Below are 12,983 nucleotides of genomic sequence, written 5' to 3' on the forward strand. Positions count from 1 at the left end.
AATAAAATACAAAAACAAAAAAATAAAATCAAAATCAAAAATCTACTTTTTTCCCCAAGCAAGAATTCCCATAATCACGAAATTCACGATAGGAATGAGCATCAATACGCCCCACCAGCCTTCTTTGCCACGGCGTTCAGCAATTTTCCACCACCACCATACACTCACGGCAGCAACAGCTAGACCACCAATTAAAGGAACCCAAGAAACCAAGATCACTAACATTGTCCACCAAGGTACTTGAGCACACTGCGTTAATAAATACAAATTAGCAATAGGAATCCATGCTAACCAAGGGTTTTTCACCTTCAAACGTTGAGCAATCTTCATTATAGCAAGGGATGTGTAAACATACAATGCAATAACTAAGATAAAGATAAACAACCCAAACGTCATTAACAAACCAACCATCGCACCAGCCATTGATGCCTCATCTAAAGCCATTATATTCACCTCATAACTAGTAAAAATAGTATTTTGAACCTATTTAAATTTTTAGAAAAACAAAAACCTCGACAAACACAAATTCCAAGAAAGATTTATATACTTCTCTCACAACTATAAACATACTTCTTTTAGATGAGTTGATAGTTTTCTATGGTACAGTTTCATTTACAACAACCAACAATTCCGCAAGGAACACTGCCTAGAGAGCAGATTGTGAGCATTGACCAATTTAAACTCTGCGTCATCGCCCACCAGCTCTCTGCGCTTGAAGCATCTGACAAACTTCTAGCTCTTCCTCTCTACCAAGACAAAATTAAGCTCCTCCCACACCAGACACGCACCGCCCTGCACGTTCTTAACAATTTTTCCTATCGAGCTCTCTTAGCTGATGAAGTGGGATTAGGAAAGACCATTGAAGCAGGCATGATCATAAAAGAACTTCTCTCCCGTAAACTCGTCAAGAAAGTACTCATCCTTACTCCTGCCACACTCAAATTCCAATGGCAAGAAGAAATGAGATCAAAATTTGGTGAACATTTTGAAATTGCCAACACACCAGACATTTATGAAGATTATGATCTAGTTATCGCCTCCATCGATACAGCAAAAACACCACGGCATGCACCAAAAGTAGAAAATATTGTCTGGGACTTGCTTGTCATTGACGAAGCGCACAAACTCAAAAATAGTGCAACCCTCAACTATAAACTCGTTAAAAATATCAAAAAAGAACGCTGTTTTATGCTCACCGCAACACCATTGCAAAACAATATCTTTGAATTATGGGCAGTTCTAGATCTGCTTCACCCCGGATTTGTTGGAACCAAAGCTAAATTTAGTGAAGAATTCGTAACCGATAAAGAAGGTCTTAAAATCAAAAATAAAGACGTCCTGCAAGATAAATTGAGTAAAATTATGGTACGTAACTTACGTCGAGACACCGGGATCAAATTTGCTGAAAGGATTGTCAAAACTCATTTATTAGAATTTTCCAAAGAAGAGATGGATTTCTACAACCAAGTGCTCAGTTTCATCAAAACCCAATACGATGAAATTAAACAATTTGAAAAACATAAAGATCTTGATGAAGAACAAGATACCGAAGATCAAGCCTTGCTTAGTGAAGAAGAACTCAAACAAATGGCAGTACGCTATCGTCAAAAGGGCCTCTTAACCTTCGCCTTGATCATGCTTACGCGTCAAATCACCAGCTCACTTAAAACCGGCATTGCCGCATTACAACGCTATAAAGAGACACTTGAAGACGAAAAGAAAATTCGTGTTCTTGAAGCAATTTTATTCAAAGCTCAACGTATTCAAGGAGATCGAAAATGTGATTATCTCATCAAACTACTCAATAAAACCAAAGATGAAAAAGCAATTATTTTTACCACATTTATCCATACTCAAAAAATGTTAGAAATGGAACTTAAACTTGCTGGATTTAGCACCGTTGTCTTTAATGGAAAGATGAATCCACAAGAAAAAGAAGTCGCCATCAACCAATTCAAGTCCGATAAACAAATCCTCATTTGTACTGACGCAGGTTCTGAAGGTCGTAATTTACAATTTGCCCATGTCTTAATCAACTATGACTTGCCTTGGAATCCCATGCGGGTTGAACAACGTATTGGTCGCATCCATCGTATCGGACAAGAAAAAGACGTTATCATCCACAACCTTGCGATTATGAATACTGTTGAAGCCTACATCCTTAACCGTCTCTATGAAAAAATTAACCTCTTCACCCTAAGTATTGGAGAGATGGATACAGTCCTTAGCGAGCTTAAAACCAAAGGCAGCGTAGAAGCTTCTATCTTTGACGCAGTAATGACTGAGAAAGAAGATATTATTGAAGATTTCACCCACGCCGCCAAACGTGTAGAAGAAATAAAGCAATTCGACCAAGAGATATTTGACACCAAAACAAAATAGTTCGAAATAACATTTTGTAGCATCACAAAAGTGAAGCTTGAGGAGATAAACATCAAAGAAGTTCCGGGGGAAGACCCCACGAGAACGACAACGATCGTTCTGGGGTTCCAATAAAGTCGTTGCTTTATTGAGAACCTACGGGGCTGGAACGATACAGCAAAAAAATATCAATAAGTCTGAAAGATGCTACAAAATAACATTAACAATCAATAACACAACTAAAAAACATCGTGAAACAACATGGATCCAGAATTAATCAGCATCTTTTTTGAAACCTACTTGAAAGAGAAAAAACTAGAATACAATCTCAAAAATAGAGTCTACACCATCAAGCTCGATAAACAACATCAACGCCTTTACGCAACACCAACACTTATCTGCACACTAGATCAAAACATTTCCCAAAAGAAAAATATCTCTCTCGTTGCTAAGGGTACATTCCTCTTTGAAAGCATGGTTGTGCAATACGCCCAAACGCATGCATTCACATCAATCACCATCCCTAGTAAAAAACAAGATTTACTTGATGCAAACAATCATTTGCCTGACACGGGAAAACCGGCTTCCATGAAATATAAAATGGAGGATCTGCAAGAAAACGCGACCTACATCCTCTACGAAGTTACCATTAAAACTGCCCAAGAAAAGAATCGAATTATTCTCCCACTTTTAATTGGACCACACTGGCATCTACGAGCCGAAGGCTTTGAAAAAGCAGAAATGAGTGTTTCAAAGAAAGAATTGAGTCTGCGTGCTGCTCTAGAAAAAAGTATCCAATTACTACCAAAGATATTAGAAAAAGAGTTAGCACAAGCTCAAGAAAAACATTATGAGTCGTTTGAGAATCTTAAAGATATTCAAACCCAACATAGCGAAGACCTCTACAAAGATCTCCAACGCAAAGAACAAGACTTAATGAATAAAATTGACGACGCGAAACGAAAAAGTGTGGAAGCATCATCTTTTACAACAAAAAAAACATGGGAAGATAAAGCTCGGGATTTAAAGAAAAAGCTTGCTGAATTGATAGAGAAAAATAAAGAGAAACGTGAACAAATCAAAGAAGAGTTCGGCCAACAAAAAACACAGCTTGATTTACGTGAATTGGCTGTCAACGTGCAGGTACTAGCCGCAGCCAGTGTAGACATAGTTACATATCAAGTAAGTTTTGCTGATGGAAACATATTTTACTATATCCCTGCATTACAAAAATTTGTTAAAAAAGAATCTAATAATAATAATAATAATAGTAAGAACAATAACGAAATCGAAGGTAGAGAAGAAGAAGAAGACCATTACACTTTTTAAACTCAAACATATTCACCAATACACTCATGAAAAAACAGCATACGCAATTGGTCTGTATTTTGTTCCTATTGCTTCTTGCAAACTCTTTACAAGCACTTGTTGAAATTAAAACATATGTGAATGATTATGCCGGTATCTTTAGTGAAGACGAAGAGCAGCAACTCTATACCAAATTAGATGCAATTAATCAACAAGGTTCAGCTCAAATTGCCATCGTAACGATCAATTCTCTTGAAGGTCGCGATATTGAAAGCTATTCTCTCGAAGTAGCACAGGGCCATCTTGGTGACACAGAAAAAAATAACGGTCTTCTCTTACTTATTGCTGTAGAAGATCGAAAGTATCGTTTTGAAGTGGGACGTGGGTTAGAGCCTATCCTAAATGATGCACGAGTCGGCAGAATAGGACGAGATAATTTAATAGAAGCGTTTCGTGCTGGGGAATATGGCAAAGGAGTACTTAATGCCATGGATCAAGTAGAGGTGTATCTTGAAAGTGGCCCAGAACCAGAACCGACACCAGAATACCTTGCTGCAGAACGCATTGGTAAATTTATTGTCTTCGGATTTCTTTTCATCATCGTGGGTATTTTCATTACAATAAAAATGGTATGGCGTAATCATGCTCCTCGTAAATGGAAAGACAATGATTACTTTAACGCGGCACTAGGCGCAGTATTACTAGGAGGCCGACGCGGAGGAAGTGGCGGCTTTGGTGGATTCGGAGGAGGAGGATTCGGCGGGGGCGGCGGCGGAGGAAGCTGGTAAATTAGTTAGAATAAGTAACAAAACGGAGGTTAATATCATGATCACTGAAAAAACATTCATGTGCCCACGTTGTAGCGTTGGCATGAAAAAAATAAAAAGAGACAACGTCATCTTAGATATTTGTACTAAATGCGGCGGAATGTGGTTAGATCACGATGAAATTCCTAAATTAGCAGAAATTGCTAATGCTAAATTCAAAAAAGGATAGGTCCTACAAAATGAACAATAAACAGGAATCAAAATAAGAAAAAATAGGAGGAAACCATGACATTAAAAACAAGCCATAAAATACTTATCGGCGTTGGCATCTTCATTGTACTCGTTGCATTTTGGGCAATGATTAGTTACAACGGACTCGTCAGTGCTGATGAAACTGTAAACGAAAAATGGGCAAACGTACAAACAGCCTATCAGCGACGTGCGGATCTTATCCCCAATTTAGTAGCAACAGTACAACAATATACAAATTATGAGGGTGAAGTGCTTACCGAAATTACCCAAGCTCGGGCATCTATTGGTAAAGCAACAACTCCTCAAGATCTCGCAGCAGCAGGTCAACAAATGGATAGCGCGTTGTCACGTCTTTTAGTAGTTGCAGAAAACTATCCTGATCTTAAAGCCAATGAGAATTATCTTTCGCTTCAAGATGAATTAGCAGGAACGGAAAATCGTGTTAAAGTAGAACGTGACCTCTTTAACAAAGCTGTCAAAGAATTTAATATTAAAGTACGTCGCTTCCCAACTTCAATTATGGCAAGCTGGGGCGGATTTGAAACTAAACAAAGTTTTGAAGCGCAAGCAGGGACGCAAAATGCGCCTGATGTAAATACCCTCTTTGAAGAATAAGATTGTTCTTTTTTTCTCTCTTTTTTTAATTATTGTTTTGATGAATTGAAATTTTGTTAAAAAGGTAGGTTGTAGCATTGTAAGTCGAGCTATAAGTCCACCACCTTACACACACCTAAAAGACAAAATTAGTCACTTTTAAGTAATAAATTTATAAAAAACAGCTAATTCTATCTCCTCATGCTTGACCTTGATAAAACACCAATAACGCCGTACCGATTTAAACAACCTGTCTTTGGAGAGATGATCTCACAAGAGGCTCTACTTGGAAGAGGAGGAATGGGAGAAGTATATCGTATTGTAAAAGACCGACAAGGATTCGCTGTAAAAGTAGTTCGACCGGATCTACTTGAAACAAACCCAGATCATTTCCAATCTTTAGCGCTCGCCGAAGCACGTATTGCCTATGCTGCAGGGCAAGTAAGTGATGCATTACCCAAAGTATATGAGTACGATTCTATTCCGGATTATGCTCCAAACTCAAAAAGACATTTAAGAAATGTTGCCATCAGAATGGATTTAATTGGAGGAACGAATGTAGATCAATTGCTTCAAGATCAGAAATCACCACCAGATATAAGAGATTTACTCAAAGTATTTTATGATACCCTTCAATGCCAACAAGCACTCATCAGAGAGATTGGAATAGTTCACCCAGATTATAAGCCAGGTAATGTAGTCTACGAAACAAAAGAAAAACCAGGGCTTGGTAAAGCAGTATTGCTAGATTTAGGAGTGACAAAACTTTTAGAATGGTCACCTTTACGATATAGTGTACCTCAACATATAATTGATATTTTAGATGCCCATTCCGGCGGAACTATGGAATACACTTCTCCAGAAGAGTTAAGAGGTAAAAATCCTAAGCGTGAAGAACTTCTTGTACCCATTGCGACATTTAAAGCTGGACTAGTGGGATATGAACTTCTCACAGCAAAATCACTCTATAACGAAGCTGCCCAAAAAATGGGAATACTAGATTTTCGGATGAAAAATCATATAATTATGATGTCCATCATGCATACAGCTATCCAACGTGGAGTTCTGCATACAGCGTTAGATGACGGTCAAGACCAAGTAACATCAAATCTAGAAACGAGAATGGGAAAATCAACACCATATCAAGATATAAAAGACCTGTTTAAAGTTCTCCATCAAAGTATAGAATACCACGCAAGAAAACGACCTTCCTTATCACAGTTGCAAGATGCCACACAAGTACTTTTAGAGGATTTAATACTTTTCGAAGGAGAACTGCCATTGCGAAGATTATGAGAATAATCACAAAGAAACAATAATCATCAAAATAAAGCAACTATACCTCTTCTGTTCTTTTACATCCACACTCACTTCACCAAGTTAATTCCCCCCCACGGAGAAAGATGAGATTAAGTGAGTAGGTGCTAGTTCTAACATAATTATAATGACATACACACCTGCTCTAGAACCTGATGGCTATCGGTTTACTCACCCTGTCTTTGGACAAAGAATCTTACACAACCAATTACTTGGAAGAGGAGGAATGGGAGAAGTATATCGTATTGAAGAAAATGGAACACCATACGCGCTCAAAGTAACTCAACCTCAATTTCTTGCACGAAACGAGCAATTCTATCAAGCACTCGCCATCGCTGAAGCGCGTATTACCAGAGCAGCGCATAGTATTAGCGATTGTTTTCCGGAAATATCAGACGTAGCCTACGTTAAAGACTCTTCGCAAGGTCACCCCGTAACCAACGTAGCAATAAAAATGGAATATATTGCTGGAGAAAATTTGGATAATAGAACAATAACAACACCCTCTCTTGAGATCTCAGACATACTTAAAGCATTTTACGACAGTCTTGTGGGACAACGCCTTCTCGCTCAGGAATTAGGAATTATTAATGCAGATTACAAACCCTCAAATATTATGTATACTTCCTCTAACACAGCAGGTTTAGGAAGAGGTAGAGTTATTGACTTAGGAATTGCTAAACTTCTTCATTCTTCTCGACTGCGACCCTCCATTCCTGATCTTGCTCTAAAAGCACTCGATTCCCATTCTTATGGCACAATAGAATATAGCAGCCCAAAAGAATTAGCCCAACAAGAAGAACCAGGAGAACCAATATTACAATTTAAAGCAGGATTAGTAGGATATGAGCTCATCACAGATCAATTATTTTACGATGCCCTTGCACAAGAACATGGAGGAAAATTTTCCCAACTGCCATTTCTTGATAAAGCGAAAGCGTTGTTCTATATTGGAAATGATTTTGTAGGTATTAACAAAGTGATGAATGCCGCTGCCGAACAATATATCCAACAAAATGCGCTCTCAGCTCACGCAGCGCAAGCGTTGCGAGACCAGTTCAGCGTACTCACGCAAGCGCTTCATCCTGATCCTGTAAAACGACCAGGACTCTTAGTCATTGAAAACACCACGCTTACAACACTTCATGCTTTCTTGCAAATGCCCTATCAATCAAGTCAACCAGAACACATCCAGAAAGAAAATACTCCTACTCTCTCATTAAATTCAGCAGACCTTACATTACCACCCACTCAACCATTAGATGATTTAGTAGCAACTATCCCATTAACCTCTGAGCAAATGACTTTTTTAAATTAGATTCCAAATTAGAATTTAATCAAAACCCGAAAACATTAAATTTCAAAAAATATCCTGAAAGCCAATTTACCCTAAAATTTATAACTAATTCCCTTTCTGCCATTTCTATGAAGCATGATCAGACTCCCCTGTACCGTTTTGATAAACCAGATTTAAATGATTCAAATCCAAACCACAAATGGACATCTAAACAGCCACAAGGCAACGCATAAATTTATGTGTAGCAATCATTTCTTAGAGTTAAAACTATAAGACACAGATTAAATATCCCCGTTTCAGAACACAACATCAACCATGATTCCTCTTAACACTCTTCCACAAGACCCTGGTGTCTACCAATTCAAAGATAAAGACAATAAAATTATTTATATTGGTAAAGCAAAGAATTTACGCAAACGGGTCTCGCAATATTTCCAAAATCCAGAACGACACGCTATCAAAACACAAGTATTAGTACGACAAATCGAAAACATTGAAGTAATTATTGTAGATAATGAAGTGGAAGCCCTCCTGCTCGAAAATCGCCTCATCAAAAAACACAGCCCAAAATATAATATCAATCTCAAAGACTCTAAAACCTATGCATACATCACGTTAACTCAAGAGCCCTACCCTCGTCTTACCACCACTCGCAATAACAATGCCAAAGGGAAATTATTTGGACCGTATACAGATGGCAGTGCCCGTCGGGAAGTCTTTGATCTTGCACAAAAACTTTTCAAATTACGGGTTTGCCGTACCATGCCTAAACGCGCCTGCCTTAACTATCACTTAAATTTGTGCACTGCACCATGCATCCTTAACGTCAACAAAGAACAGTATCAAGAACAGGTCAATGATGCTACCAAATTTCTCAAAGGAGATATCAGTCAAAGTGTAGAAAAATTAGAACAGGAAATGAAAGAAGCTTCACAAGAGAAGAAGTACGAAGTAGCATTAGAGAAACGTCGACAAAAAGACGCATTGCTTCATCTCACGCAAAAACAAAAAGTAGATCTTATCAAAAACATCGACCAGGACTTTATTGTCTACACCACTCAAGAAAATCGGTCTAGTATTGAAATTTTTTCAGTAGTGCGTGGAGTGATTTCAGGTAAAAAGAATTTTCGATTTGAAACACAAGAAGACCTCTTCGAAGAGTTTATTACACTCTATTACTCTCAAAATCCCCCTCCCCATGAACTTGTGGTCAATACTGTCTTTTGGCAAAACGAACCAGAACGAGAGACTATAGAATTATATCTCTCCAAAATAAAAGGAAGCACAGTTAAAATTACGTATCCTCAACGCGGAGAGAAAAAAGAATTGCTCATGCTTGCGGAAAAAAATGCTCAATATGGGCTTGAAAACGCGACTCTTAAAGAAATTCAGGAAAAACTCTGCCTTCCTCATCTCCCATTAGTAATCGAATGCTTTGATATCTCCAATCTAGGGCGAGAGCATGTAGTTGCCGGCATGACCCAATGGGTCAACGGTAAACCAAACAAATCAGAATACCGACGTTTCGAAATCCAAACCGTGCAAGGTCGACAAGATGATTTTGCTGCCATGTATGAAGTTATACAACGCCGCTACAAACGCCTGCGTGATGAATCTAAGCCATTTCCGGACTTAATCATTATTGATGGAGGAAAAGGACAATTAGGCATGGCCTGCAAAGCACTTGAAGAATTAGGACTCCAAATTCCCCTCTTTGGTCTAGCAAAAAGAGAAGAAGAGATTTATCTGCCTCGTGAAGAAAATCCACACCTCTTTAACACCAATAGCCCCATGATGCTTTTTATTCGTAGTGTGCGCGACAGTGTGCATAACTACGTGTTGTCATACAACAAAAAGAAACGCCAAATGAAATTCAAAAAACAGACAAAAGAAGTGGACTAACATTACATCAGACTTATCTCATTCAGCCCCAAAACAAATTTAAACCCCCCCTCCCTTTCACTTGGTAGATGTTAACAAAAGAGGAGATGGACGAGCTATTTTTAGATATTGTAGATATCACTATTAAACCTATTTCAGATAAAGCGATAACCAGCTGCTGCAAATCATACCTAACCACGAAAGGACGTTGCTACACCTGCCCACAAGACTACTAAAAATGAAACCACGCCTCTGTCCAAAATGTGGATCCCCCCAAGTTGAAGTATATGACGTTGGATTTCTACGTTGTAGACAATGTGGTTATGATGAGTTAGAACCAGAACCATTAGGTTATGATCCTCGTAAAAATCAGAAAGCAAAAACAGAATTTACACCATATAAAACTGGCGGCGCAAAAAGAACTATAAAAAAATAAAAAGATTTAAAGACGAGTAACCTGATCAGGTGTTTGTTCACCAACGATGTTCTTAGGCTCTTGATTTTTTCGTAATTCTTCTGCAACAACTCGCACAAGATCACCACAAAGCATAACAGCTCGTTCACCCTCGCGAGTATCAAAGCTAAAATTCTTCACTTCAGGTGCTGCGTGAATCATATAAGAAGCAGTTCCAATCATATCGCCAGGCATAGGATTAGCAAATCCATCAATACCTCGATCTTGACAAGTTGTTAAAATCCCTTTGTCATTAACAGATAAGATAAAGTAATCAAATGGTCTAAAACCTGCTTTTTCTCCTTCTGCTCCTACTGCAGGAACATAGCGTAAGCCTACGTTACCCATATCTGCAAAGTTTGGCAAGACTACATGATATCCTTGAAGAGCAGTGCCTTGTAACAATGCAACAGGTTCTTTATTTCCATTATCGCGGGCATATTGCGCAAGTTCGAAGCGATCACTTCGAGGAGTTGGTTCTGCTGCTTGAGCAGGCATAGCTAGAGTTCCAGCCACCATAATTGGTAATGCGTATTGTTTCATTTTTAATCACCCTCATTTAGTAATAACATCAAGAATGAGGCCTAGTTTATAAACTTTTTGTTAAATTGTCACTATCAAGTGACTAATTATGTAACAAAACGATTAAATAATCGCCCCCCTCACGTATCATCATGAAAATAATATCGTGGAACGTCAATGGCATTCGAGCCTGTCTTAAAAAAAAATGTCTCGATCCAATCTGGCACGACGTAAAACCAGATATATTTTGCATCCAAGAAACCAAAGCTCATCCCGATCAAGTTGACCTTATTCTCAAAGAGTATGAACATCACTTTTGGAATTCGTCAGTACGTCCAGGCTATGCAGGTACAGCCATCTTTAGTAAAATTAAACCAAAAAGCGTTACCTATGGAATCAACATAAAAGAACACGATCAAGAAGGTCGAGTGATAACGGTCGAATTTGATACATTCTATCTAGTCAATGTCTACGTCCCAAACTCCGGTCGTGGATTACCCCGTCTTACCTATCGCAGCGAATGGGACAAAGATTTCCTCCACTACCTTAAACAGCTTGAGAAAACTAAACCAGTTATCATCTGCGGCGATCTTAATGTTGCGCACAAAGAAATCGATCTTGCCAACCCTAAAAGTAACTATAACAAAACTGCGGGCTTTACTCAAATAGAAATTGATGGCATGAATAATTTCATCAACGCAGGCTTTATCGATTCATTTCGCGAATTCCACAAAGAAGGCAACCATTACACCTACTGGGGCGCCTGGAACGGTTTACGCGAACGCAACATTGGTTGGCGTATTGACTACTTTTTAATCTCACCTTCACTACGTAAACGCATTCAGGACTCATTTATTTTGCCAAAAATAACCGGCTCAGACCATTGTCCCGTGGGAATTATCCTTGAAGAAAAGTGAATTGAATCGCAAAATAGAGAACTAAATCCAAACTCTTAAATATCACATCTTAACTTTCAATTTTTAAAAAGAGAGAAAAAAGAGATGATAGCTGCTGATCCCCTCCTGATCTATTTTGTAATAGGTTCACTAGTTGTACTAGGTGTTGGCCTAATTATGAGCTACTTCAAGCAACCAGTTGCTATTGCATACATTCTCGCAGGAATTCTCTTTGGACCATCCGTATTTAGCTTCTTTGGAAATAAAGATATGATTAGCAGTCTAGGAAATATTGGTGTCGTCATGCTTTTGTTTTTCATTGGCATGGAAATCTCACTGCCAAAACTCATCGCCAAATGGCGTATTGCCATTTTTGGGATTTTAGTGCAAGGGATCCTAAGTTTCGCCGCCATGTTTATGGTAGGGCTCTGGTTAGGCTGGCCAATTGGAGGAGTAGTACTAATGAGTTTTGTCATAGTAAATGGAAGTACTGCCATTCTCATTAAAATTTTACAAGACAAGAGACAAATAGATACAAAGCTAGGACAAAACCTCCTTGCAATCTTACTTGTTCAAGACATTGCCGTTGTGCCCATGATGATCATTCTTTCTTTTTTTAGCGAAGATAAAGTCAGTGCAACCACTGTCCTACTCCAAATCATCGGAGCAGCCATCCTCTTTTCCATTTTATATTATACATTCACAAAGGGTAGTATTCGCCTTCCTTTTACTTCCCATATCAAAGGCAACCATGAAATCCAAGTTTTTGGCGCATTTGTATTATGTTTTGGTCTAGCCACAATTAGTAGCCTCTTTAATCTCTCCGCAGGTATTGGTGCATTTATCGCAGGAATTCTCGTATCCTATGCTAAAGAAACACCGTGGGTCAAAGATAGCCTTGAATCATTTCGTATTGTGTTCGTTGCACTCTTTTTCGTTTCTATTGGTATGCTTATTAACATTGACTTTCTCAAACAAAACGTGGGTCTCATCATGCTCTTAGTAGCAATCGTTTTCATTCTTAACACATTCATCAACGCTGGCTTCTTTCGACTCTTGGGAGACAGCTGGCGTGAAAGTTTGTATTCCGGTGCACTTCTCTCCCACATTGGCGAATTTAGTTTCGTCTTAAGTGCCGTGGGATTACATTCCGGTATTATCACCCAATTTGGTCATGAATTAACCGTTTCAATTATCGCCGGCACCATGTTACTTGGACCTATCTGGGTGCATTTCTTTGAGAAATTGTTATTGACAAGGATTAAGATTTGAGTTTATTATTGGAGTTATATCAAGTAGCCCTACATCGAAAAAGTATAAATAAAAGATCAACC

14 protein-coding genes are annotated in these 12,983 nt (G+C 38.5%); 12 read left to right on the plus strand and 2 right to left on the minus strand.

What is annotated here, in order from left to right:
• Positions 1–42: 42 nt before the first annotated feature.
• A complete protein-coding gene (locus HYV86_03210) occupies positions 43–444 on the minus strand; it encodes a hypothetical protein (GenBank protein ID MBI2572843.1) in 402 nt (133 codons plus the stop codon).
• A 153-nt stretch (positions 445–597) separates the two neighbouring features.
• Here HYV86_03210 and HYV86_03215 point away from each other — a divergent pair, with 153 nt between their 5' ends.
• From HYV86_03215 to HYV86_03260, 10 genes are all read left to right on the plus strand, one after another.
• Positions 598–2,382 (plus strand): DEAD/DEAH box helicase family protein, encoded by a 1,785-nt coding sequence (locus tag HYV86_03215; protein ID MBI2572844.1) that lies wholly within the window; start codon positions 598–600, stop codon positions 2,380–2,382.
• A gap of 240 nt (positions 2,383–2,622) precedes the next feature.
• The gene (locus tag HYV86_03220) at positions 2,623–3,690 is read left to right on the plus strand and encodes a hypothetical protein (protein ID MBI2572845.1); all 1,068 of its coding nucleotides are present in this window, start codon (positions 2,623–2,625) and stop codon (positions 3,688–3,690) included.
• 26 nt (positions 3,691–3,716) lie between these two features.
• Positions 3,717–4,457: a TPM domain-containing protein gene (locus tag HYV86_03225; protein ID MBI2572846.1), complete on the plus strand. Its 741-nt coding sequence runs from the start codon at positions 3,717–3,719 to the stop codon at positions 4,455–4,457.
• Positions 4,458–4,494: 37 nt separating this feature from the next.
• Positions 4,495–4,665, plus strand: coding sequence for a zf-TFIIB domain-containing protein (locus HYV86_03230; GenBank protein MBI2572847.1), 171 nt, complete (start codon positions 4,495–4,497; stop codon positions 4,663–4,665).
• A gap of 56 nt (positions 4,666–4,721) precedes the next feature.
• On the plus strand, positions 4,722–5,303 hold the full coding sequence (locus tag HYV86_03235) for a LemA family protein (protein MBI2572848.1): 582 nt from the start codon (positions 4,722–4,724) through the stop codon (positions 5,301–5,303).
• A gap of 180 nt (positions 5,304–5,483) precedes the next feature.
• Positions 5,484–6,578 carry a hypothetical protein gene (locus tag HYV86_03240; GenBank protein MBI2572849.1) on the plus strand — a complete coding sequence of 365 codons (1,095 nt, stop codon included), beginning with the start codon at positions 5,484–5,486 and terminating at the stop codon, positions 6,576–6,578.
• Between the two features lie 148 nt (positions 6,579–6,726).
• Positions 6,727–7,917 (plus strand): hypothetical protein, encoded by a 1,191-nt coding sequence (locus HYV86_03245; protein ID MBI2572850.1) that lies wholly within the window; start codon positions 6,727–6,729, stop codon positions 7,915–7,917.
• A gap of 294 nt (positions 7,918–8,211) precedes the next feature.
• Positions 8,212–9,798 (plus strand): excinuclease ABC subunit UvrC, encoded by a 1,587-nt coding sequence (gene uvrC, locus HYV86_03250; GenBank protein ID MBI2572851.1) that lies wholly within the window; start codon positions 8,212–8,214, stop codon positions 9,796–9,798.
• Positions 9,799–9,866: 68 nt separating this feature from the next.
• Positions 9,867–10,013, plus strand: a complete 147-nt coding sequence (locus HYV86_03255; GenBank protein ID MBI2572852.1) for a hypothetical protein — start codon at positions 9,867–9,869, stop codon at positions 10,011–10,013.
• 2 nt (positions 10,014–10,015) lie between these two features.
• Entirely contained in the window at positions 10,016–10,213 is a 198-nt protein-coding gene (locus tag HYV86_03260; GenBank protein ID MBI2572853.1) for a hypothetical protein, read from the plus strand.
• Positions 10,214–10,219: 6 nt separating this feature from the next.
• Here the strand turns inward: HYV86_03260 and HYV86_03265 are convergent, their stop codons facing one another.
• Complete coding sequence (locus HYV86_03265; protein ID MBI2572854.1) at positions 10,220–10,774, minus strand: hypothetical protein; 555 nt, start codon at positions 10,772–10,774, stop codon at positions 10,220–10,222.
• Positions 10,775–10,905: 131 nt separating this feature from the next.
• Here HYV86_03265 and xth point away from each other — a divergent pair, with 131 nt between their 5' ends.
• Entirely contained in the window at positions 10,906–11,670 is a 765-nt protein-coding gene (gene xth / locus HYV86_03270; GenBank protein ID MBI2572855.1) for an exodeoxyribonuclease III, read from the plus strand.
• A gap of 84 nt (positions 11,671–11,754) precedes the next feature.
• The gene (locus HYV86_03275) at positions 11,755–12,921 is read left to right on the plus strand and encodes a cation:proton antiporter (GenBank protein MBI2572856.1); all 1,167 of its coding nucleotides are present in this window, start codon (positions 11,755–11,757) and stop codon (positions 12,919–12,921) included.
• The last annotated feature ends 62 nt before the right edge of the window (positions 12,922–12,983 follow it).

Source organism: Candidatus Woesearchaeota archaeon (assembly GCA_016188115.1).
In the GTDB taxonomy this organism is placed as follows: Archaea; Nanobdellota; Nanobdellia; order Woesearchaeales; family GW2011-AR9; genus JACPIK01.

What these genes read in the sequence shown, in the direction of transcription:
- uvrC (MBI2572851.1), top strand. Translation starts at nt 8,212, where the DNA reads ATGATTCCTCTTAACACTCTTCCACAAGACCCTGGTGTCTACCAATTC.
- HYV86_03275 (MBI2572856.1), top strand. Translation starts at nt 11,755, where the DNA reads ATGATAGCTGCTGATCCCCTCCTGATCTATTTTGTAATAGGTTCACTA.
- HYV86_03260 (MBI2572853.1), top strand. Translation starts at nt 10,016, where the DNA reads ATGAAACCACGCCTCTGTCCAAAATGTGGATCCCCCCAAGTTGAAGTA.
- HYV86_03235 (MBI2572848.1), top strand. Translation starts at nt 4,722, where the DNA reads ATGACATTAAAAACAAGCCATAAAATACTTATCGGCGTTGGCATCTTC.
- HYV86_03265 (MBI2572854.1), bottom strand. Translation starts at nt 10,774, where the DNA reads ATGAAACAATACGCATTACCAATTATGGTGGCTGGAACTCTAGCTATG.
- HYV86_03255 (MBI2572852.1), top strand. Translation starts at nt 9,867, where the DNA reads ATGTTAACAAAAGAGGAGATGGACGAGCTATTTTTAGATATTGTAGAT.
- HYV86_03220 (MBI2572845.1), top strand. Translation starts at nt 2,623, where the DNA reads ATGGATCCAGAATTAATCAGCATCTTTTTTGAAACCTACTTGAAAGAG.
- HYV86_03215 (MBI2572844.1), top strand. Translation starts at nt 598, where the DNA reads ATGGTACAGTTTCATTTACAACAACCAACAATTCCGCAAGGAACACTG.
- HYV86_03210 (MBI2572843.1), bottom strand. Translation starts at nt 444, where the DNA reads ATGGCTTTAGATGAGGCATCAATGGCTGGTGCGATGGTTGGTTTGTTA.
- HYV86_03245 (MBI2572850.1), top strand. Translation starts at nt 6,727, where the DNA reads ATGACATACACACCTGCTCTAGAACCTGATGGCTATCGGTTTACTCAC.
- xth (MBI2572855.1), top strand. Translation starts at nt 10,906, where the DNA reads ATGAAAATAATATCGTGGAACGTCAATGGCATTCGAGCCTGTCTTAAA.
- HYV86_03240 (MBI2572849.1), top strand. Translation starts at nt 5,484, where the DNA reads ATGCTTGACCTTGATAAAACACCAATAACGCCGTACCGATTTAAACAA.
- HYV86_03230 (MBI2572847.1), top strand. Translation starts at nt 4,495, where the DNA reads ATGATCACTGAAAAAACATTCATGTGCCCACGTTGTAGCGTTGGCATG.
- HYV86_03225 (MBI2572846.1), top strand. Translation starts at nt 3,717, where the DNA reads ATGAAAAAACAGCATACGCAATTGGTCTGTATTTTGTTCCTATTGCTT.